The sequence below is a fragment of the Cellulomonas sp. T2.31MG-18 genome (assembly GCF_964266755.1).
Taxonomy (GTDB): Bacteria; Actinomycetota; Actinomycetes; order Actinomycetales; family Cellulomonadaceae; genus Cellulomonas.
The window spans coordinates 109,156-128,629 of record NZ_CAXWGW010000004.1; the positions used below are offsets into that span (position 1 = coordinate 109,156).

Annotated in this window: 17 protein-coding genes, 1 tRNA gene and 1 other RNA gene; 8 read left to right on the forward strand and 11 right to left on the reverse strand. The window is 73.6% G+C overall.

What is annotated here, in order from left to right:
• Window positions 1–93: 93 nt before the first annotated feature.
• A complete protein-coding gene (locus ACFQTY_RS15215) occupies window positions 94–594 on the forward strand; it encodes a DUF3145 domain-containing protein (RefSeq protein ID WP_263730287.1) in 501 nt (166 codons plus the stop codon).
• A 102-nt stretch (window positions 595–696) separates the two neighbouring features.
• Here ACFQTY_RS15215 and ACFQTY_RS15220 read toward each other — a convergent pair whose 3' ends face one another.
• From ACFQTY_RS15220 to ACFQTY_RS15240, 5 genes are all read right to left on the reverse strand, one after another.
• Window positions 697–1,941: a beta-ketoacyl synthase gene (locus tag ACFQTY_RS15220; protein WP_263730288.1), complete on the reverse strand. Its 1,245-nt coding sequence runs from the start codon at window positions 1,939–1,941 to the stop codon at window positions 697–699.
• A gap of 94 nt (window positions 1,942–2,035) precedes the next feature.
• Window positions 2,036–2,284 carry an acyl carrier protein gene (locus tag ACFQTY_RS15225; protein ID WP_263730289.1) on the reverse strand — a complete coding sequence of 83 codons (249 nt, stop codon included), beginning with the start codon at window positions 2,282–2,284 and terminating at the stop codon, window positions 2,036–2,038.
• 61 nt (window positions 2,285–2,345) lie between these two features.
• A complete protein-coding gene (locus tag ACFQTY_RS15230; RefSeq protein WP_263730290.1) occupies window positions 2,346–3,353 on the reverse strand; it encodes a beta-ketoacyl-ACP synthase III in 1,008 nt (335 codons plus the stop codon).
• The gene (locus ACFQTY_RS15235; RefSeq protein ID WP_378102090.1) at window positions 3,350–4,324 is read right to left on the reverse strand and encodes an ACP S-malonyltransferase; all 975 of its coding nucleotides are present in this window, start codon (window positions 4,322–4,324) and stop codon (window positions 3,350–3,352) included. Before ACFQTY_RS15235 ends, ACFQTY_RS15230 begins: the two co-directional genes overlap by 4 nt.
• 89 nt (window positions 4,325–4,413) lie before the next feature.
• Complete coding sequence (locus tag ACFQTY_RS15240; protein WP_378102093.1) at window positions 4,414–5,685, reverse strand: PucR family transcriptional regulator; 1,272 nt, start codon at window positions 5,683–5,685, stop codon at window positions 4,414–4,416.
• A 148-nt stretch (window positions 5,686–5,833) separates the two neighbouring features.
• Between ACFQTY_RS15240 and ACFQTY_RS15245 the strand changes: the two genes are divergently transcribed.
• The gene (locus tag ACFQTY_RS15245) at window positions 5,834–6,520 is read left to right on the forward strand and encodes a hypothetical protein (protein ID WP_378102095.1); all 687 of its coding nucleotides are present in this window, start codon (window positions 5,834–5,836) and stop codon (window positions 6,518–6,520) included.
• A 127-nt stretch (window positions 6,521–6,647) separates the two neighbouring features.
• Here the strand turns inward: ACFQTY_RS15245 and aceE are convergent, their stop codons facing one another.
• On the reverse strand, window positions 6,648–9,395 hold the full coding sequence (aceE, locus tag ACFQTY_RS15250) for a pyruvate dehydrogenase (acetyl-transferring), homodimeric type (RefSeq protein ID WP_378102097.1): 2,748 nt from the start codon (window positions 9,393–9,395) through the stop codon (window positions 6,648–6,650).
• Window positions 9,396–9,673: 278 nt separating this feature from the next.
• Here aceE and ACFQTY_RS15255 point away from each other — a divergent pair, with 278 nt between their 5' ends.
• Window positions 9,674–10,093: a DUF3052 domain-containing protein gene (locus ACFQTY_RS15255; protein ID WP_263730295.1), complete on the forward strand. Its 420-nt coding sequence runs from the start codon at window positions 9,674–9,676 to the stop codon at window positions 10,091–10,093.
• A 44-nt stretch (window positions 10,094–10,137) separates the two neighbouring features.
• Here the strand turns inward: ACFQTY_RS15255 and ACFQTY_RS15260 are convergent.
• A tRNA-Val gene (locus ACFQTY_RS15260) sits at window positions 10,138–10,211 on the reverse strand.
• Between the two features lie 51 nt (window positions 10,212–10,262).
• Between ACFQTY_RS15260 and ACFQTY_RS15265 the strand changes: the two genes are divergently transcribed.
• The 3 genes from ACFQTY_RS15265 (at window position 10,263) to ACFQTY_RS15275 (ending at window position 13,047) form a co-directional block, all read left to right on the forward strand.
• Entirely contained in the window at window positions 10,263–11,483 is a 1,221-nt protein-coding gene (locus tag ACFQTY_RS15265) for a Nif3-like dinuclear metal center hexameric protein (protein WP_378102100.1), read from the forward strand.
• A complete protein-coding gene (locus ACFQTY_RS15270; protein WP_378102102.1) occupies window positions 11,480–12,202 on the forward strand; it encodes a zinc ribbon domain-containing protein in 723 nt (240 codons plus the stop codon). The genes ACFQTY_RS15265 and ACFQTY_RS15270 overlap by 4 nt, the downstream gene beginning before the upstream one ends.
• 65 nt (window positions 12,203–12,267) lie before the next feature.
• The gene (locus tag ACFQTY_RS15275) at window positions 12,268–13,047 is read left to right on the forward strand and encodes a histidine phosphatase family protein (RefSeq protein ID WP_291762393.1); all 780 of its coding nucleotides are present in this window, start codon (window positions 12,268–12,270) and stop codon (window positions 13,045–13,047) included.
• A 173-nt stretch (window positions 13,048–13,220) separates the two neighbouring features.
• Here ACFQTY_RS15275 and ACFQTY_RS15280 read toward each other — a convergent pair whose 3' ends face one another.
• Together ACFQTY_RS15280 and ACFQTY_RS15285 are read right to left on the reverse strand one after the other, a co-directional pair.
• A complete protein-coding gene (locus ACFQTY_RS15280) occupies window positions 13,221–15,782 on the reverse strand; it encodes an ABC transporter permease (RefSeq protein WP_378102104.1) in 2,562 nt (853 codons plus the stop codon).
• Window positions 15,779–16,570, reverse strand: coding sequence for an ABC transporter ATP-binding protein (locus ACFQTY_RS15285; protein ID WP_378102434.1), 792 nt, complete (start codon window positions 16,568–16,570; stop codon window positions 15,779–15,781). The genes ACFQTY_RS15280 and ACFQTY_RS15285 overlap by 4 nt, the downstream gene beginning before the upstream one ends.
• Before the next feature lie 102 nt (window positions 16,571–16,672).
• Here ACFQTY_RS15285 and rnpB point away from each other — a divergent pair.
• Window positions 16,673–17,055: RNase P RNA component class A (gene rnpB, locus ACFQTY_RS15290), an RNA gene on the forward strand.
• An 87-nt stretch (window positions 17,056–17,142) separates the two neighbouring features.
• A complete protein-coding gene (locus tag ACFQTY_RS15295) occupies window positions 17,143–17,751 on the forward strand; it encodes a PilZ domain-containing protein (protein WP_378102106.1) in 609 nt (202 codons plus the stop codon).
• A 28-nt stretch (window positions 17,752–17,779) separates the two neighbouring features.
• On the opposite strand, the gene ppgK is transcribed toward ACFQTY_RS15295, so the two are convergent.
• Together ppgK and map are read right to left on the reverse strand one after the other, a co-directional pair.
• Window positions 17,780–18,559, reverse strand: coding sequence for a polyphosphate--glucose phosphotransferase (ppgK, locus tag ACFQTY_RS15300; protein WP_378102109.1), 780 nt, complete (start codon window positions 18,557–18,559; stop codon window positions 17,780–17,782).
• Entirely contained in the window at window positions 18,556–19,428 is an 873-nt protein-coding gene (gene map, locus ACFQTY_RS15305) for a type I methionyl aminopeptidase (RefSeq protein ID WP_378102112.1), read from the reverse strand. Before map ends, ppgK begins: the two co-directional genes overlap by 4 nt.
• Between the last annotated feature and the right edge of the window lie 46 nt (window positions 19,429–19,474).

The following is a 19,474-nucleotide window of genomic DNA, read 5'->3' on the forward strand; positions in this document are numbered from 1 at the left end:
GCTGGCCCCGTACGCCGCGAGCGCCACGAAGTCTCCTGGGTGCTGAGCGAGGTCGTTGGGGAAGGCGAACCTCGATCCGCCCAGGAGGATGACATGGCCGGTGCTCTGACCCGCGGTGTTCTTTTCGTGCACTCAGCACCCCGCGCGCTGTGCCCCCACGTCGAGTGGGCGGCCGGCAACACGCTCGGGGTGCGCGTCAGCATGGACTGGACCGTGCAGCCGGCGGGGCCGGGCTTCTACCGGGCGGAGCTGTCCTGGCAGGGCCCGCAGGGCACGGGCGCGCGGCTCGCGTCGGCACTGCGCGGCTGGGCGCACCTGCGGTACGAGGTGACCGAGGAGGCGAGCCACGGCGCCGACGGCGCGCGGTGGAGCCACACGCCCGAGCTGGGCATCTTCCACGCCGCGACGGACGTGCACGGCAACATCGTCGTGCCGGAGGACCGCATCCGCGCCGCGCTGGAGCACGCCGGCGACGCCGCCCGGCTCCGTGCCGAGCTCGACCTGGCGCTCGGGCAGGCGTGGGACGACGAGCTCGAGCCGTTCCGGTACGCCGGTGCCGGGGCGCCTGTCCGCTGGCTGCACCGCGTCGGCTGACGCGAGCAGGCGAGGCGACTCCCGACGCGAGGACGACGACGGGCGCCGGACGACCTGGGTCGTCGGGCGCCCGTCGTGCGTCGCCGTCAGGCGGGGCCGCCGTCAGGCGGAGGTGACCACCAGGGCCACGTTGTGCCCGCCGAAGCCGAACGAGTTGTTCACCGCGGCGATCTGACCGTCCGGCAGCGGCCGCGGCTCGGACCGGACCAGGTCCAGCACCAGCTCGGGGTCGGGCTTGTCGACGTTGATCGTCGGCGGTGCCTGGCGGTCGTGCAGCGCCAGCACCGTGAAGATCGTCTCCAGCGCTCCCGCGCCGCCCAGCAGGTGCCCGGTCATCGACTTGGTGGCCGACAGGGCCACGTGGTCCGCCTCGTCGCCGAGGAGGCCCCGGATGGACCGCGCCTCGATCAGGTCGCCGACCACGGTCGAGGTGGCGTGCGCGTTGACGTGCACCACGTCCCGCGCCGCCACGCCGGAGTCCTTCAGCGCGGCGCTCATCGCGCGGATCTGGCCGTCGCCGCTCGGCTCGGGCGACGTGATGTGGTAGCCGTCCGAGGACAGCCCGACACCGGCGATCCGGGCGTAGACCCGGGCGCCGCGGGCGGCGGCGTGCTCGGCGCTCTCCAGCACCACGATGCCCGCGCCCTCGCCGAGCACGAACCCGTCGCGGTCGACGTCGTACGGCCGGGACGCGGCCTGCGGGTCGTCGTTGCGGAGCGAGAGGGTGCGAGACGCCGCGAACGCCGCGACGGGCATGGGGTGGATCGAGGCCTCGGTACCGCCTGCCACCACGACGTCGGCCCGGCCGCTGCGGATCATCTCCACGGCGTAGCCGATCGCCTCCGCGCCGCTCGCGCACGCGGACACCAAGGCGTGCGCCCCGGCCCGTGCGCCGAGCTCGAGCGAGACGAAGGCCGTCGGGGAGTTCGGCATGAGCATCGGCACCGTCATCGGGAGGACGCGACGGGCGCCCTTCTCGCGCAGCGTGTCCCAGGCGTCCAGCGTGGTCCAGATGCCACCGATGCCCGAGGACACCACGACACCGAGACGTTCGCGGTCGACCTCGGGGGAGCCGGCGTCCGCCCACGCCTCACGCGTCGCGATCATCGCGTACTGGGCCGACGGGTCGAGCTTCTTCAGCTCCGGCACGGGCAGGACGTCCCGCGGCGACACCTTGATGGTGGCCGCGAAGGTGACGGGGAGCCCGTACCGCTCCACCCAGTCGTTGTCGAAGGGTCGTGCCCCCGACTCACCGGCGAGCGCCGCGTTCCACGTGCTGGTGAGGTCACCGCCGAGGGGCGTGGTGGCCCCCATCCCGGTGACGACGACGTCGGGTACGGGTGTCATCGGATGCTCCTGGTCGTGAGGGGGACGGGGGTGTCACCGGCCGGTGCGGGCACCGAGGGCGCCGGCACCGGCCGGTGACAGCGGCCGGAGCCGATCAGGCCTGTGCGCCGGCGATGAACGACACGGCGTCGCCGACGGTGGCGAGGTTCTTGACCTCGTCGTCGGGGATGGTGACCGAGAACTTCTCCTCGGCCAGCGTCACGATCGTCATCATCGAGAGCGAGTCGATGTCGAGGTCGTCGGTGAAGGACTTCTCGGGCAGGACGGAGTCGGTCGGCAGGCCGGTCTCCTCGCTGACGATCTCGGCCAGGCCGGCCAGGATCTCCTGCTCGGTGTACGCCATGGGGGTTCTCCTCGTGTCGGTGGTGCGGGTCGGACGAAACCTACAGCGGGTCGCGACGGCGTCAGGGCAGCACGACGACCTGGGCGGCGTACACCAGCCCCGCGCCGAAGCCGATCTGCAGGCACAGGTCGCCGGACTTCGCCTTGCCCTCGCGGCGCAGACGCTCCGTCGCCAGGGGGATCGAGGCGGCCGACGTGTTGCCGGTGTCGGCGATGTCACGTCCGACCACGACGGTCTCGGGCAGCTTCAGCTGCTTGATCAGCAGGTCGATGATCCGCATGTTCGCCTGGTGCGGCACGAAGACGTCGATCTGGTCGGCCGTCACGCCGGCGGCGTCCAGCGCCTTCTGCGCGATCGGGGCCATCTGCCAGACGGCCCACTTGAACACCGACTGACCCTCCTGCCGCAGCGTCGGCCAGCCGAGCGAGGAGTCCTCGCGCCACTGCAGCCACGAGTGCGTCTGGCGGATCAGCTGGGACTGCCCGCCGTCGGACCCCCACACCGTCGGGCCGATGCCCGGGAAGTCCGACGGACCGACGACGACGGCACCGGCGCCGTCGCCCAGCAGGAACGAGATCGACCGGTCGGTCGGGTCGACGAACTCGCTCATCTTCTCGGCGCCGATCACCAGCACGTTGCGCGCGGCTCCCGCCCGGACCAGGGCGTCGGCCTGGCCGATGCCGTAGCAGTAGCCCGCGCACGCCGCCGAGATGTCGTAGGCGGCAGCCGGCGTCGCACCGATCCGGTCGGCGACGATCGCGGCGCCGGCCGGCGTCTGGTGGAAGTAGGTGACGGTCGACAGGATCACCGCGTCGATGTCCGCACCGGTCAGCCCTGCGTCGGCGATCGCGGCGCGGGCCGCCTCCTCGGCGAGGTCCAGCACCGAGACGTCGGCGCCGGCCCGGCGCCGGGTGACGATGCCGGTGCGCTGCTGGATCCACTCGTCGGACGAGTCGATCGGGCCGACCAGCTCGTCGTTCGGCACGACGCGCTCGCCGCGTGCGCCTCCGAGACCGAGGATCCGGCTGTGCGCGGCACCGCTGGACTGCGTCAGGGTGGGACGGGTCACTGCTGCTCCTTCGCGGTGGGCGCGGCGTGCCGGAGCACGAGGTCCCGCGCGGCGTCCAGGTCGGCCGGCGACTTCAGCGCGACGGTCTCGACCCCGGGCAGCGTACGCCGGGCCAGTCCGGTCAGGACGCCGCCGGGGGCCACCTCGAGCAGCCCCGTCACGCCCTGCTCCGCCATCGTCTGCTGGCACAGGTCCCACCGGACCGGACGTGCGACCTGCGCGACGACGCGTGCGAGGGCGTCGGCGCCGGACGAGACGAGCTCGCCGTCGGCGTTGCTGAGCAGCGGGGTGGTCGGATCCGCCGGCAGCACCTGGTCGGCTGCCGCCTGCAGGTCGGCCACCGCGGGTGCCATCACGTCCGTGTGGAACGCTCCGGCGACCTGCAGGGCGATGATCCGGGCCTTGGCCGGCGGTTCTGCGGCCAGCGCCGCGAGGCGGTCCAGCGGTCCGGCGGCGACCACCTGACCGCCACCGTTGACGTTGGCGGCCACGAGCCCGTGCCGGGCGATCGCGGTCAGCACCTCCTGCGGGTCGCCGCCGAGCACGGCGCTCATCCCGGTGGTCGGTCCGGCAGCGGCTGCCCGTGCCATCGCGGCGCCCCGCACGGCGACCAGGCGCAGCGCCTCGTCGTCGGACACCACGCCCGAGATCGCCAGCGCCGCCAGCTCTCCCACCGAGTGCCCGCCGACGCCGCCCAGTCGTCCCGCGGCCACCTCGGTCCAGCCGGCGGTGGGCTCGGAGGCGCCCAGGACCGCTCGCAACGACGCGAGCGCCGAGGCGACCAGCAGGGGCTGGGCGACGGCCGTGTCGCGGATGGTGTCGGCGTCCGACGTGGTGCCGTGACGGACCAGGTCGACGCCCGTCACCTCCGCGGCGTGGTGGAGCGCGGGGGCCACGCCGGGCACCTCGAGCCAGGGGGTGAGCATGCCGGGGGACTGGGCACCCTGGCCGGGGCAGACGACGACGAGCACCCGACCACTGTGCCGGGTGACGTCAACCCGTCCCGGTCACGGCGGGCACCAACCTCGTCGGACGCCCTTGTGAGAGTCCTACAAGCCGATCAGCTCGCGGGCGCCACGCCGTCGAGGCGCCCGAGCGCGACCGACGTCTGGAGCACGTACGAGTCGCGTGCGTCCAGCGGGTCCCAGCCCGTGATCTCGGCGACGCGACGCAGGCGGTACCGGACCGTGTTCGGGTGCACGTAGAGCGACCGCGCCGCCGCCTCGAGCGAACGTCCGGTGCCGAGGTACGCGGTCAAGGTGTCGAGCAGGGCGCCCTGGCCCGCGGCGAGCGGCGCGTAGGCCCGCGCGACCAGCTGGCGGCGGGCGGTGGTGTCACCGACCAGGACGCGTTCCGGGAGCAGCTCGTCCGCCTGGACCGGTCGTGGGGCGTTCGCCCAGGCCGCGGCCGCCTGGAGGCCGGCCAGCGCCGCCCGGGCCGAGCGTGCGCAGTCGGTGAGGTCCTGGGCCGGCGGACCCACCACGACGGGCCCCGGACCGAACCGCGGCAGCAGGCTGGTCACCACGGCACCGAGGTCCCCGTCGCCGGAGAGGAACACGACGAGGCGGTCGCCCTGGATGCCGACGAGGACGTCGGCCTCGCGACGCGTCGCGCGGCGCAGGTCCGTGGCGCGAACCTCCTCCAGCGAGGACGTCGTCGTGCCGACCACCACGAGCATCGCGCCGTGGCCGCGCCAGCCGAGCGCGGCGACCCTGGACCGGAGCGAGTCGTCGACGTCGCCGCGGACCAGCGAGTCGACGACCAGCGCCTCGAGGCGGGCGTCCCACGCGCCCCGCACCTCCGCCGCCCGGGCGTAGACGTCCGCCGCCGAGAAGGCGACCTCGCGGGAGTAGCGCAGCACCGCCTCGCGCAGCTCCCGCTCCTCGCCCGGGGCGGCGAGGCGGTCGCTGTGCGCCTCGACGACGTCCACGCCGATGCGCACCAGCTGCAGCGTGTGCTGCAACGAGATCGACCGGGTGAGCTCGGGCGGTGCGCCGGAGAAGATCTCCCCGGCTCCGGCCGGTGCGCGGGTCGGGTCCGAGAACCACTGGACGAAGGCGGTGATGCCCGCCTGGGCGACCAGCCCCACCCACGACCGGTCCTCGGCGGGCAGCGCCCGGTACCACTCGAGGTCGGCGTCGAGGCGGCGCATCGTCGCCGCGGCGAGGTCGCCCGCGGCCTCCCGCACGCGGCGCTGCGTCTCCGGGCTGGTGGAGGGGGACGGTGCCACCCGTGGTCCCCGCGGCGGGCGGTGCGTGCCGTCGGGGCCCCGTCCCGCTGTCGTCGACGCACGACCGTCAGCGGGTCCGCCACGGGGGCTCGCAGGGTTCATGCCCGGAGCATACGGGCGCACTTGTGGGGAGTCGACAAACTGCCCCGAACGCGTCGTCGGGCGGCGGAAGTCACGGCGGGCACCAGGCGGCCCTGCACGGGCTCCGCGTGGCCGGGTGCGGCGAGACGCCCTCGGCTATGGTCGCTGCATGGCACTCCTGCCTCGTCTCCGTCAGCTGATCCGACGCCCGTCGTCGGCATCACGCGTCGGAGCGCGTCGTCCGACCTCGAGCCAGCGTCGCGGCGACACCCTCCACGAGGACGCGCTGCGGTCCATGCTGGCGGACGACCCGAACAACGAGCGGGCCTTCCAGGCGCTCGCCGAGATCGTCCGACGCCGGGCGGCGGAGTCGGTCGCCGACCAGGACCCGCTGACGGCGCCGGCCGACGAGCAGGAGCGGCGGCACGCCGCCGACCTCGCCGTCTGGGCGCTCGCCGAGGAGTTCGCCGGCAACCCGCGCGGGTGGTACCCGCTCATCGAGCTGGCCCGGCTGTCGGTGCACGACGACCACGACGGGACCATGCGGCGCGTCGTGACGGCCGCCGAGCGCGACCCCTCCGGACGCGCCCTGGCCCAAGGCCTGGCGCTGCTGCGCGAGGCCGGTCAGCCGGTCGAGGCTCTCGGGCTCGGCGTGGGTCACTGGCGGCCGCGCGAGCACGATCCGGAGGTGGCGCGCGAGCTGGTGCTCGCGTCCATCGAGGCCGGGCGGCCGCTGGACGCCAAGCAGCACCTCGACGCGTTGTCGCTCTACCCCGACCAGGCAGCCGTGCAGGCGATGCGGGCGGAGCTCACGCAGGCGGTCGCCGAGGCGGAGCAGGCCCTCCCGGGCACCTGATCCCCGTGTCACGCCGCCCTGGCGCCCGTGCGGCTTGCCGGAGGCGCGGTCCGTGGTGCGCTGCCGCCGACAGCACCGCGGCCCGCCCGGATGCACCGGACGGGCCGCGGCGTAGGACGGGTACGGATCAGCTGTCGCCGCCAGTGGTGCCCGAGGTGCCGGCCGTCACGTCGTAGAGCCGGTACCGCTCGATGGCCTGGGCCGGCAGGGACGGGTCCACCGCACCCTCGGCGACCAGCTGCTGCAGCACCCGCACGGCGACCGACGGACCGTCGATCTTGAAGTGGCGGCGTGCGGCGGCGCGCGTGTCCGAGAACCCGAACCCGTCGGCACCGAGGGTGGCGTACCGGCCGGGGATCCACGCGCGCACCTGGTCGGGGACCAGGTGGTCGAAGTCCGACGTCGCGACGAACGGGCCCTCCGCACCGGCGAGCTTGGCGGTCAGGTACGGCACACGTGCCGGCTCGCCGGGGTGCAGGAAGGCGTGCTCGTCCGCGGCGAGGCCGTCGCGGCGCAGCTCGTTCCAGCTGGTCACCGACCAGACCGCGGCGCGCACGCCCCAGTCCTGGGCGAGCAGCTGCTGCGCCTCGAGCGCCCACGGGACGCCCACGCCGGAGGCGAGGATCTGGGCGCGCGGTCCGTCGCCCTCGGCCGGGCTGACCAGGTAGATGCCCCGCAGGATGCCCTCGACGTCCACGTTCTCCGGCTCCGCTGGCTGCGGCATCGGCTCGTTGTAGACGGTCAGGTAGTAGACGACGTTCGGGTCGCGCCCGTCGCTCCCGTCGCCGTACATCCGCTCGATGCCGTCCCGCACGATGTGCCGGATCTCGTACCCGTACGCCGGGTCGTAGTGGACGACGTGCGGCATGGTCGCCGCGATCACCGGCGAGTGGCCGTCGGCGTGCTGCAGCCCCTCACCGGTCAGGGTGGTCCGGCCCGCGGTGGCGCCGATCAGGAACCCGCGGGCCATCTGGTCGCCTGCGGCCCAGAACTGGTCGCCGGTGCGCTGGAACCCGAACATCGAGTAGTAGAAGTAGAACGGGATCAGCGGCTCGCCGTGCGTGGCGTAGCTGGTGCCGGTCGCCTGGAAGGCGGAGGCGGACCCGGCCTCGTTGATGCCGGTGTGCATGATCTGGCCGGACGGCGACTCCTTGTAGGAGAGCATCAGCTCGCGGTCGACCGCCATGTAGTGCTGCCCGAGCGTGTTGAAGATCTTGGCGCTCGGGAACAGGGCGTCGAGGCCGAACGTGCGGGCCTCGTCCGGGACGATCGGCACCAGGCGGGAGCCGATGGCCTTGTCCTTGACCAGGTCCTTGAACAGCTGGACCAGGGCCATCGTCGTGGCGACCTGCTGCGTGCCCGAGCCCTTGGCCAGCCGCTCGTACACCTTGGGCTCCGGCAGGACCAGCGGCTTGTACGTCGCGCGGCGCTCCGGGACGAAGCCGCCCAGCTGACGACGCCGCTCCAGCATGTACTGGATCGCCTCGTCGTCCGGACCCGGGTTGTAGTACGGCGGCAGGTACGGGTTCTCCTCGAGCTGCGCGTCGGTGATCGGCAGGTGCAGCGTGTCGCGGAGGGTCTTCAGCTCGTCGACCTTGAGCTTCTTCATCTGGTGCGTCGCGTTGCGGCCGGCGAACCCGGAGCCCAGGCCGTAGCCCTTGATGGTGTGGGCGAGGATGACCGTCGGCTGACCGGTGTGCTCGCGGGCCGCCTTGTAGGCCGCGTACACCTTGCGGTAGTCGTGGCCGCCACGCTTGAGCGCCCAGATGTCGTCGTCCGTCATGTTCTCGACGAGCTTCTTGGTCCGCGGGTCACGGCCGAAGAAGTGCTCGCGGATGAACGCGCCGTCCTCCGCCCGGTACGTCTGGAAGTCGCCGTCCGGGGTGACGTTCATCAGGTTGACCAGCGCGCGGTCCTTGTCGGCGTTGAGCAGGACGTCCCACTCGCGGCCCCAGATCACCTTGATGACGTTCCAGCCGGCGCCGCGGAACTGCGCCTCGAGCTCCTGGATGATCTTGCCGTTGCCGCGCACCGGACCGTCCAGCCGCTGCAGGTTGCAGTTGACGACGAACGTCAGGTTGTCCAGGCCCTGCGACGAGGCGAGCTGCAGCATGCCGCGCGACTCCGGCTCGTCCATCTCGCCGTCGCCGAGGAACGCCCACACGTCCTGCTGGCTGGTGTCCTTGATGCCGCGCTCGTGCAGGTAGCGGTTGGTCCACGCCTGGTAGATCGCCGACGACGGGCCGAGGCCCATGGACACGGTCGGGAACTCCCACAGGTCGGGCAGCAGGCGGGGGTGCGGGTAGGACGGCAGACCGCCGCCCGGGTGGGACAGCTCCTGGCGGAACCCGTCGAGCTGCTCGGCGCTCAGACGGCCCTCGAGGAAGGCGCGGGCGTACACGCCGGGGGAGGCGTGGCCCTGGAAGTAGACCTGGTCACCGCCGCCCGGGTGGTCCTTGCCCCGGAAGAAGTGGTTGAGGCCGACCTCGTAGAGCGTCGCGACGGACGCGTACGACGAGATGTGCCCGCCGACGGCGACGCCGGGCCGCTGCGCACGGGTCACCATCACGGCGGCGTTCCAGCGGATCAGGCGCCGGTACTGGCGCTCCATCACCTCGTCGCCGGGGAAGTACGGCTCGTTGTGCACCGCGATCGTGTTCACGTACGGCGTATTGAGCGAGGCCGGGATCGCGACGTTCCGCTGCCGGGCGTGCCGCAGCATGCTCATCAGCACGTAGCGGGCGCGGGGACCGCCCTCGGAGTCGATCAGCCCGTCCAGCGACTCGAGCCACTCCCCGGTCTCCTCGGGGTCGATGTCCGGAACCTGGCTGAGAAGTCCGCCGATGAGGGGACCCGTCTCGTCGATCGACGCCACCTTCGCTCCTTGCGCTCTCGTGCGCGCCGGGACGTTGGTCGCCCCGGTGCGCATCCGGTCCCTCCGCGGGTGGCGGCTGTGGCCGCGGCGCATCGGGCAGTGCCCCACATTCTCCGCCGTCCGTGGGCCGAAAGTCACACGAGGACCCGTGCAGCAGCGTGACGTCGGCGACACCGGGCGGCGCGCGGCGCCTGAGACCTCTTGTCGGGGCCAACCGGAGGTGCGTGGGCTAGCGTGTGCGGTCATCAGCAGGTCGGCCCGAAGGGAGCAGTCAGGTCGTGTCATCCACCGCGGACGACGCAGCCGCGCAGGCGGCGCATCTGGGTTTCATCTCCGGGCAGGTGATCCAGGAGTTCGGTTACGACGACGACGTCGACGAGGACCTGCGCCGGGGGCTCGAGGCCCTGACGGGTTCGGAGCTGGTCGACGAGGACTACGACGACGTCACCGACGGCGCCCTGATCTGGTTCCGGGAGGACGACGGCGACCTGACCGACGCCCTGGTGGACGCCATGACGGTGCTGGACGGTGCCGGACCGATCTGGGTGCTGACGCCCAAGGCCGGCCGCGCGGGTCACGTGTCGCACAGCGACATCGAGGAGGCCGCCACGACGTCGGGCCTGCACGCGATGTCGACCTTCTCGATCGCCCCGGACTGGTCCGCCACTCGGCTGGCGACCCGCGGCCGGGGTCGCTGACCGTTCCGCAGGGAAGCGGAGCGGCGACCACGGAGCGACGAGGGTGGGCCCGGCCGGTCTCGAACCGACGACCTCCGCGGTGTAAGCGCGGCGCTCTGACCAACTGAGCTACAGGCCCCGAGGACGCCACAGCCTAGCGGTGCCCCGGCTGGGCGATAGGTTGGCGGCGATGAGCGTCTCGAGCCCGCCGCCCCCAGGTACGCCGACGCTGGCGCAGGTGGTCCGCGCGCTCGACCGGCGGTACCCGCCTGGGACGGCACAGTCGTGGGACTCGGTGGGCCTCGTCGTCGGGGACCCGGAACAGGCCGTGCGGCGGGTGCTGTTCGCCGTCGACCCCGTCGCCGCCGTCGTGGACGAGGCGCTGGAGTGGGGCGCCGATCTGGTCGTCACCCACCACCCCCTCTTCCTGCGGCCCGTGCACTCCGTCGCAGCGACGACCTTCAAGGGGTCGGTCGTGCACCGGCTGCTGCGCAGCGGCGCGGCGCTGTACAACGCCCACACGAACGCCGACGCGGCCGCCGACGGCGTCGCGGACGCCCTGGCGGCGGCGGTCGGCCTCGTGGAGACCCGGCCTCTGGTCGCGGACCCGGGACCCGCGCTCGACAAGCACGTGGTGTTCGTGCCCGTGGGCGATGCGGAGCACGTGGTCGACGCGATGGCAGCCGCGGGCGCGGGAGCGTTGGGCGAGTACAGCCGGTGCGCGTGGTCGAGCACGGGCGAGGGCACGTTCGTGCCGTCCGGGGAGGCGCACCCGGCTGTCGGGGCACCGGGGGAACGGGCGCACGTCGTGGAGGCGCGGGTCGAGATGGTCGCGAGCCGCGACCGGCGCGCGGCCGTGGTGGCCGCGATGCGCTCCGCGCACCCGTACGAGGAGCCGGCGTTCGACGTGCTGGAGCTCGCGGCACTGCCGGGCGGCACGGGTCTCGGTCGGGTCGGGCGACTGCCCATCCCGATGAGCCTCGACGCCTTCGCACGAGCGGTCGCGGCGGCCCTGCCGGCCACACCCCAGGGTGTGCGGTACGCCGGTGCGCCCGACCTTCGCGTCGAGAGTGTCGCGGTGCTCGGCGGCTCGGGCGACAGCGAGCTCGATGCCGTCCGCGCGGCCGGGGTCGACGTGTACGTGACGTCCGACCTGCGCCACCACCCCGCCTCCGAGCAGCGCGAGCGCGCGCTGTTCGAGTCGCCGACGGGCGTCCCCGCGCTGGTCGACACCGCGCACTTCGCCTCGGAGTGGCCGTGGTTGCGCCGCGCCGCAGCGGCGCTCGAGCGAGACCTCGGCGCGGTGGGCGCTACCGTGAGCACCCGCGTCAGCACCCTGCGTACCGATCCGTGGACCGCCCGTGTGGACGGTCCGGCGCCGCTGGCCGGCGCACCCGAAGGAGACTCGTGACCACAGCCCCCGCCGCCGACCAGCACCGCCTCCTCGAGGTGCAGGAGCTCGACACGCGTCTGGACCAGAACGCGCACCGCCGCCGGACCCTGCCGGTGCTCGAGCGGATCAGCGAGCTGGCGGCACAGCTCGCGGACCTGGACACGGCGCTCGTCACGTCACGCACGGCGGCCGGAGACCTGCGCCGGGAGCTGTCGAAGGCGGAGACCGACGTCGAGCAGGTGCGCAGCCGGGCCGTGCGGGACCAGGCGCGCCTGCAGGCGGGCGCCGGTGCCAAGGACGCGCAGGCGCTGACCAGCGAGATCGAGAGCCTGGCCCGGCGGCAGGCCGACCTGGAGGAGGTCGAGCTCGCGGTGATGGAGCGCCTGGAGGCGCACACGGCCGCGCTGGCCGAGCTCGAGAAGGCGCACGCGGCGCTGGTCGAGCAGCAGTCCGCGTCGGCGGCCGAGCGGGAACAGGCGGAGCGCGAGCTGGACGACGAGGCAGGCCGGCTGCGGGCGGAGCGCCAGAACGCGGCGGCCGGCCTGGATGCCGGTCTGCTCGCGTTGTACGAGCGGCTCCGCGGGCAGCTCGGAGGTCGCGGGGCGGCGGCGCTGCGCGGCCGGCAGTGCGACGGGTGCCGGATGGAGCTCAACCCGCTCGACCTGGAGCGGATCCGGTCGGCGGCGGAGGACCAGGTGGTCCGGTGCGAGGAGTGCGGGCGGATCCTCGTCCGCTGACGGGTGCCGGCGCACGGCCCGGGCGCGGGGTGGCGTCGCCGCCCGACCGACGTCAGAGTTCCTCCGTGAGCTCCCTGCTCCCCGCGTCTGGGGACCCCTCGTCGTCCTCCGCGGCGGCCGGCACTCCGGCAGCCGACAGCTCCTCGGCTCGGCGCGCACCTCGCCCGTCCGGGGCGGGCGTGCGGTTCGACGAGGAGGAACCGGTCACCGTCGTGCTCGTGCGGCACGGGCAGACGGCGATGACCGTCTCACGCGGGTACTCCGGCTCGAGCGAGCCGGGACCGCCGCTGGACGAGACGGGCCGGCGCCAGGCGGCCGACGTGGCGGCGCTCGTCGACCGGGTCGGGCGGGACCTGTGGGGTGACATCGCCTACCCGAGCCGGGTGATCGCGTCGCCGATGGTGCGCACGCAGCAGACCGCGGCTGTGGTGGCGGAACGGCTCGGGCTGCACGTCGAGACCGACGCCACCTTCCGGGAGGCCGACTTCGGAGCGTGGCAGGGGCTGACCGCGGAACAGGTCGAGGAGCGGTGGCCGGGCCGGCTCGAGCCGTGGCACACCCTCGGCACGGTCCGACCGCCCGACGGCGAGTCGATCGCGGACGTCGGTGAGCGGGTGCGCGCCGGGCTGGACCGGCTCCAGGCGGCCGGCGAGGGTCGCACCGTGGTGGTGGTCAGCCACGCGGTGGCCATCCGGGCGATGCTCGGCGTGACGATGGGGGCCGCACCGGGGTCGTGGTCGCAGCTGCGCGTGGCACCGGCCTCCGTCAGCATCGTCCGGCTGTTCAGCGACAAGCGCGACGAGATCGCGGTGGCCGGGGTGCCGAGCGAGGGCTGGGCGCGCTGAGCGCGACCACTCCTTCTCGTGGAGCCTCGCGCGCCGCGACCGCGCCCGCCGCCCGCGCCCGTCGCCCGCCGTCGTGGGTACGCGTCCCGCACCGTGCCGGGCACCGGCCCGCCAGGTTGCCCCGGGACGGCCGGTGGACGCGCCCCCTGTCGCGCCACCGGCCGCCGTTCCGGCTACTCCTGCGCGACGGCGTCCAGCACCGGGAGCCGCGCCGCGCGCACGGCGGGCCAGACCGCGGCGACCACGCCGACGAGCACGGCCAGCACCAGCATCCCGGCCAGGCTCGACCCCGGCACCGAGAGCTGCGACAGCCCCTGGTCGGCGTAGAGCCGGGGCAGCGAGGCGGCCAGGCCGATGCCGACCGCGAGACCGATCACCGTGCCGCAGACCGCGGTCAGGACGGACTCCACGGTGATCACCCCCGACAGCTGCAGCCGTCCCAGACCCACCGCCCGCAGCAGCCCGATCTCACGGGTCCGCTCGATCACCGACAGCGCCAGGGTGTTGACGATCCCGAGGACGGCGATCGCCACCGACAGGCCGAGCAGCGCGTACAGGATGGCCAGCATCTGGTTGACCTGCGCCGCGAGGCCGTCGACGAACTGCTTCGAGTCCGTGACGGACACCACGTAGTAGGGGCGCGAGAGGTCGGTCAGCTGCGTCCGCAAGGCGTTCAGGTCCGCGCCGGCGGCCGCCTTGACCAGGACGGTCGTGTCCGGCTGCTGCGCGGCGGGCACCAGCGTGTCGACCACCGAGGGGGAGGCCCAGAGCGCCTGCCCGACGGCCCCCGACCGTGCGATCGCCCCGATCCGCAGGGACTTCTCGCCCAGCGGCCCCGTGACGGACACCGTGTCGCCGATCTTCCAGCCCTTGTCCTTGGCGAGCAGCTTGTCGGCGACGAGCTCGCCGCCGGTGAGGGCCTGTGTCACCGAACCCTCGGTCGACGACGGTCGCAGCAGCGACCCGACCATCGTCGGCGCGACGGCGACGAGCGCCTGCCCGTCCGTGCCCGTCGGCGCGCGACCCACGGCGGCCAGCACGTGCGTCCACGGGAAGCCCTCCGCCTGCTGCACGGACGGCAGCGCCCGCACCTTCTGCAGCAGCGCGGGTGCGACCGTGTCGCTCATGCCGGTCCGCAGCACGTAGTCCGCGCTGACCTCCGAGCTGACCAGCGATCCGACCGACGCCTGGGTGCTCGCCGCGATGACGGCGGCCGCACCGACCAGCGCCATGCCGATGGTCAGCGCTCCCGCGGTGTTGGCGGCGCGGCGCGGGTTCCGCACCACGTTCCCGCGGGCGAGCCGGCCGACCGGACGCAGCCACGCCACCGCGGGCGCGGCGAGCAGCCGCACCACGGCCGGCACGACGACCGGTCCGACCACGAGCGTCCCGATCAGGACGAACCCTGCCCCGACGCCCAGCAGGGTGCCGGCGGAACCGAGGTGCGGGCGGACGGCCGCCACCACCACGGCGGCCGCACCGGCGGCGACGAGAACCAGGCCGGCCCAGGCGCGCAGCCGCAGGGACCGCTCGTTCACGGTCACCTCGTCCCGCATCGCCTCGACGGGCGGGACGACGGCGGCGCGCCGGGCGGGCAGCGAGGCCGCGGCGACGGAGACGCCAGTACCGACCACCAGACCGATCAGCACGGTCGACGTGGACATCGGCACGCGGGTGGACAGCGTCATGTCCATCCGCTGCAGCACCACGCCGATCAGCTCGACCAGCCCGAGGCCGCCGAGGACGCCGATGGCCGAGCCGACCACCCCGACGAGGGCGGACTGTGTGAGGATCGACCCGAACACCTGCTGCGGCGACGCGCCGACGGCCCGGAGCAGGGCGAACTCCCGCATCCGCTGCCGCACGGACATGGTGAAGGTGTTCGCGATGATGAAGGCCCCGACGAACAGCGCGAGCAGCGCGAAGACGAGCAGGAACGTCGACACGAAGCCGAGCTGCTTGGAGATCTGCGAGCTGGTCTCCGTGCGCATCGCCGCACCGGTCAGCGCCTGGGCGTGGGCATCGCTCGCGACGGGCGCCAGGCGGTCCACCAGCTGCTGCTCGGTCAGCCCGGCCGACCTGTCGGCGTACACCTGGAACGACGACGTCGTCCCCGCCGGCGCGAACGCGGCCTCCTCCACGCTGGGGTCGAGCAGCACGATCGTCGCCCCGGCCATCGGCGCACCGAAGTCGACGGCTCCGACCACCGTCACGTCGTGGACGTCCCCGAGGAGCACGACCTTGGTGCGGTCACCGACGTGCAGGCCGGAGGAGTCCAGCGTGTGCCGCTCGACCGCGATCTCGTCGCGTCCGACGGGCGCCCGGCCGGTCAGCCCGGCGACCGAGGGGTCCCGGCGGTCGTAGGCCAGCGCGAAGCTGGGCGCCTGCGTGCTCCGGACGGCGGTGCCGCTCGCGCCGACCAGCGTGATCGGCCCGGACAGCGACGGGATCACCGCCTGCACACCGGGGACCCACTCCAGCGTGTCGGCGAGGGAGAGCGGGAGGCCGGGGGCGGCCGACCGCTCGCCGGACACGACGTTCGAGCCGTCGTCGGGCACCCGGACGTAGGCGTCGGCGGTGGTGGAGGCGCCGACGATCTCGTCGAACGTCGACGAGAGCATCTCGCGCAGCGAGAAGGTGCCGGTGACGAACGCGACGCCGAGGGCCACCGCGACGATCGACATGGCGAACTGCCCGAGGTGCGCACGCACGGCGCGCCAGGCGATGCGCCTCATGACCGCGACCGCGCGGCGAGGCCCTCGAGGCCGGCCAGCGTGTCCAGCACGCTGGCGGCGGTCGGGTCGGTCAGCTCGGCGACGAACAGCCCGTCCGCGAGGAACAGGACGCGGTGGGCGTACGAGGCCGCGCGCGGGTCGTGCGTCACCATGACGACCGACTGGCCGAGGGTGTCCACGCTGCGCCGCAGGAAGCCGAGCACCTCGGCCGACGCGTGCGAGTCGAGGTTGCCGGTCGGCTCGTCGGCGAAGACGACCGCCGGACGGGACACCAGCGCGCGTGCGCACGCGACGCGCTGCTGCTGCCCGCCGGACAGCTCGGCCGGCTTGTGGGTCAGCCTGTCCCGCAGGCTGACGGCGTCCACGACCTCGTCGAACAGGCCGCGGTCGACCGGCCGCCGCGCGATGTCCAGCGGGAGCGTGATGTTCTCGGCCGCCGTCAGGGTCGGCACCAGGTTGAACGCCTGGAAGATGAAGCCCACCCGGTCCCGCCGCAGCTTGGTGAGCCGGCGCTCGGACATCGCCGAGACCTCCTGCCCGTCCACGACCACCGTGCCGGAGGTCGGCCGGTCGAGGCCGGCGAGGCAGTGCATCAGCGTCGACTTGCCCGATCCCGACGGCCCCATGATCGCGGTGAGCTCGCCACGGCCCAGGTCGACGTCGATGCCGCGCAGGGCGTGCACCTCGGTGGACCCCGATCCGTAGACCTTGGTCAGCGCGCGGGCGGAGGCGATGGCGTCGGTGGCCGGTGCGGCCGCAGGCGCAGGGGAGAGCTCGGAGCTCGTCATGGGGGTCACGGGGCCATCCTTCCGGTGGCGGCGCCCGCGATGGATCCGGGAAGTCCCTGGACGAACCCTGAGATCGCCGTCGGCTACCCTGGTCAGCGCGGATGAGTCAGTCAGGCGGCCGCGTCGGGACTCCGCAGGGAGGCCCGCCGAGGAACGTCCGGGCTCCGTAGGGCAGGGTGGTGGGTAACACCCACCCGGGGTGACCCGCGGGACAGTGCCACAGAGAACAGACCGCCGGCCCCTCCGGGGACCGGCAAGGGTGAAACGGCGGTGCAAGAGACCACCAGCGCACCGGGCGACCGGTGCGGCTCGGCAAACCCCACCCGGAGCAAGGCCAGACAGGGAGCGTTCGAGGGCTGCCCGCCCGAGCTCCCGGGTAGGCCGCTGGAGGCGTGCGGCAACGTACGTCGTAGATGGATGGCCGCCACCCGGTCGCGGGAGACCGTGACCGGGCACAGAACCCGGCGTATCGACTGACTCATCCGCAGCACCCCCGGCCGCGACCGGCGGCGCACGCCGCCGCGCGGTGGACGCTGTCGTTCGCCGGCCATTCGGCGCGCGAGGATATGCGGGTGCACGAGCTTGCCGGCTGCCGGGTCGCGACGCCGAGCGGCGACGTCGGCGGCTACGTCACCGAGTACGCCGACGGCGTGCTGCGGATGCGTGCCGACGGCGCCCTGCCCGGCCTGCAGCCCGGCGACTCCATCGGGGTGACGGTGCTGGACCCGGTCCGGGGCGTGTGCTCGTACGCCGGCCTGGTGGCGGCCGTCGAGGCACGTGACGACGGTGCCGCGGTCGACGTCGTCGTCGTGGAGGACCTCGCCCGTCACCAGCGCCGGGCGGCGGCTCGGGCCGCCTACCGGTTCAGCTGCGTGGCGACCCTCGAGGGCGGGGCGAGCCCGGCGAGCCTGCGGGTCACCGTGCTCGACGTCTCGGCGACGGGCGCGCGCTTCATGGCGCCCGAGGAGCTGCACGAGGGTGCGACGCTCCGGCTGGGACTGCCTGTGGGCGAGGAGCTGGTCGACCTCCGGCTGCGCGTGGTGCGGCACGAGGTGTCCAGCAGCGGGACGCGCTACGGCGCGACGCTCGTCGACCCCTCGGAGCGCACCCGGGACGCGCTGTACCGGCTCGTGCTGCGGCTGCAGCGGGAGCAGGCCCGGCACGCGGCCGAGCACCGGTAGGTCCCGGGCCCGGCCGGCCGGGGTCCGCTCAGTGCGCCCGGGCAGCCAGCCGGGCGGCGCCGACGATGCCCGCCGCGTTGCGCAGGGCAGCCGGCACGATCGGCGCCCGCAGCGTCAGGCGGGGGAGGAACTCCTGGTACTTCTTGCTCACGCCGCCGCCGACCACGAAGAGGTCGGGCCAGAAGAGCTTCTCGACCACCGAGAAGTACCTCTGCAGGCGTTCGGACCACTGCTCCCAGCTCAGGTCCTCGCGGTCGCGCGCCGCGTCGGACGCGCGGACCTCCGCGTCGAACCCGTCGATCTCCAGGTGGCCGAGCTCCGTGTTCGGCACCAGCACGCCGTCGTTGATCAGCGCGGTGCCGATCCCTGTTCCGAGCGTGACGACGATGACGAGACCCGGCACCCCGCGTGCGGCGCCGTACTCGACCTCCGCGAAGCCTGCGGCGTCCGCGTCGTTGACGGCCAGCACGCGCCGACCGGTGGCCGCCCGGAGCGTCTTCTCGATGTCGGTGCCGATCCACGACGGGTCGACGTTGGCTGCGGACTGCGCGACGCCGTGCAGCACCACCGCCGGGAAGGTGACGCCGATCGGCACCGTCCGGCGCAGCTTGAAGGAGTCCACCACCTCGGCCACCGTGGCCGCGACCGCATCCGGGGTGGCGGGCTGCGGCGTCGGGATCCGCACCCGGTCTGCGGCGAACTCGCCCGTCCGCAGGTCAACCGGGGCGCCCTTGATGCCGGACCCGCCGATGTCGATGCCGAAGGCTGTGTGGATCTTGCTCTTGCCGAGGATCGAGGTGTCGCTCATGGCAGCGTCAGGATCTCCGCTCCGGTGTCGGTGACCAGCAGGGTGTGCTCGAACTGCGCGCTGCGCCGGCCGTCGGCCGTGACGACCGTCCAGTCGTCGTCCCACATCAGCCAGTCCGGGGTGCCGAGGTTGAGCATCGGTTCGATGGTGAACACCATGCCGGGCTCGATCACGGTGTCGTACGCCGGCGCCGCGTCGTAGTGCGGCACCACCAGACCGGTGTGGAAGGCCGGCCCGACACCGTGGCCGGTGTAGTCGCGCACCACGCCGTACCCGAACCGGGCTGCGTACCGCTCGATCACCCGGCCGATCACGTTGAGCTCGCGCCCCGGTGCGACGGCCTTGATGCCACGGGCGAGCGCCTCACGCGTCCGCTCGATGAGCAGCCGTGACTCCTCGTCCACGTCCCCCGCCCGGAACGTCGCGTTGGTGTCGCCGTGCACGCCGCCGACGTAGGCGGTGATGTCGATGTTGACGATGTCGCCGTCCTCGACGACCGTCGAGTCCGGGATGCCGTGGCAGATCACCTCGTTGAGCGACGTGCACAGCGACTTGGGGAAGCCGCGGTAGCCGAGCGTCGACGGGTACGCCCCGTGGTCGAGGAGGAACTCGTGCCCGACGGCGTCGAGCTCGTCCGTCGTCACACCGGGCACCACGTGGCGGCCGACCTCCTGGAGCGCCTGCGCCGCGATGCGCGAGGCGGTGCGGACGCGGTCGACCGTCTCCGGCTCCAGCACGTTGCTGCCCGTCCAGGGTCGAGGTCCCGGCCGACCGACGTACTCCGGCCGCTCGATGGATCCGGGGACGGTCCGGCGTGGGCCCAGCCGCCCCGGGGTCAGGGGGGCTCGTGACGCGTGCACCGGCGGCATACCTGGCAGTCTACGAAAGACGACCCCACCGCCGATCCCTCGGAGG

Excerpts from the sequence above, each read along its gene's own strand:
- ACFQTY_RS15215 (WP_263730287.1), top strand. The coding sequence starts at position 94 with ATGGCCGGTGCTCTGACCCGCGGTGTTCTTTTCGTGCACTCAGCACCC.
- ACFQTY_RS15220 (WP_263730288.1), bottom strand. The coding sequence starts at position 1,941 with ATGACACCCGTACCCGACGTCGTCGTCACCGGGATGGGGGCCACCACG.
- ACFQTY_RS15225 (WP_263730289.1), bottom strand. The coding sequence starts at position 2,284 with ATGGCGTACACCGAGCAGGAGATCCTGGCCGGCCTGGCCGAGATCGTC.
- ACFQTY_RS15240 (WP_378102093.1), bottom strand. The coding sequence starts at position 5,685 with ATGAACCCTGCGAGCCCCCGTGGCGGACCCGCTGACGGTCGTGCGTCG.
- ACFQTY_RS15245 (WP_378102095.1), top strand. The coding sequence starts at position 5,834 with ATGGCACTCCTGCCTCGTCTCCGTCAGCTGATCCGACGCCCGTCGTCG.
- ACFQTY_RS15265 (WP_378102100.1), top strand. The coding sequence starts at position 10,263 with ATGAGCGTCTCGAGCCCGCCGCCCCCAGGTACGCCGACGCTGGCGCAG.
- ACFQTY_RS15280 (WP_378102104.1), bottom strand. The coding sequence starts at position 15,782 with ATGAGGCGCATCGCCTGGCGCGCCGTGCGTGCGCACCTCGGGCAGTTC.
- ACFQTY_RS15285 (WP_378102434.1), bottom strand. The coding sequence starts at position 16,570 with ATGACGAGCTCCGAGCTCTCCCCTGCGCCTGCGGCCGCACCGGCCACC.
- ppgK (WP_378102109.1), bottom strand. The coding sequence starts at position 18,559 with ATGAGCGACACCTCGATCCTCGGCAAGAGCAAGATCCACACAGCCTTC.
- map (WP_378102112.1), bottom strand. The coding sequence starts at position 19,428 with ATGCCGCCGGTGCACGCGTCACGAGCCCCCCTGACCCCGGGGCGGCTG.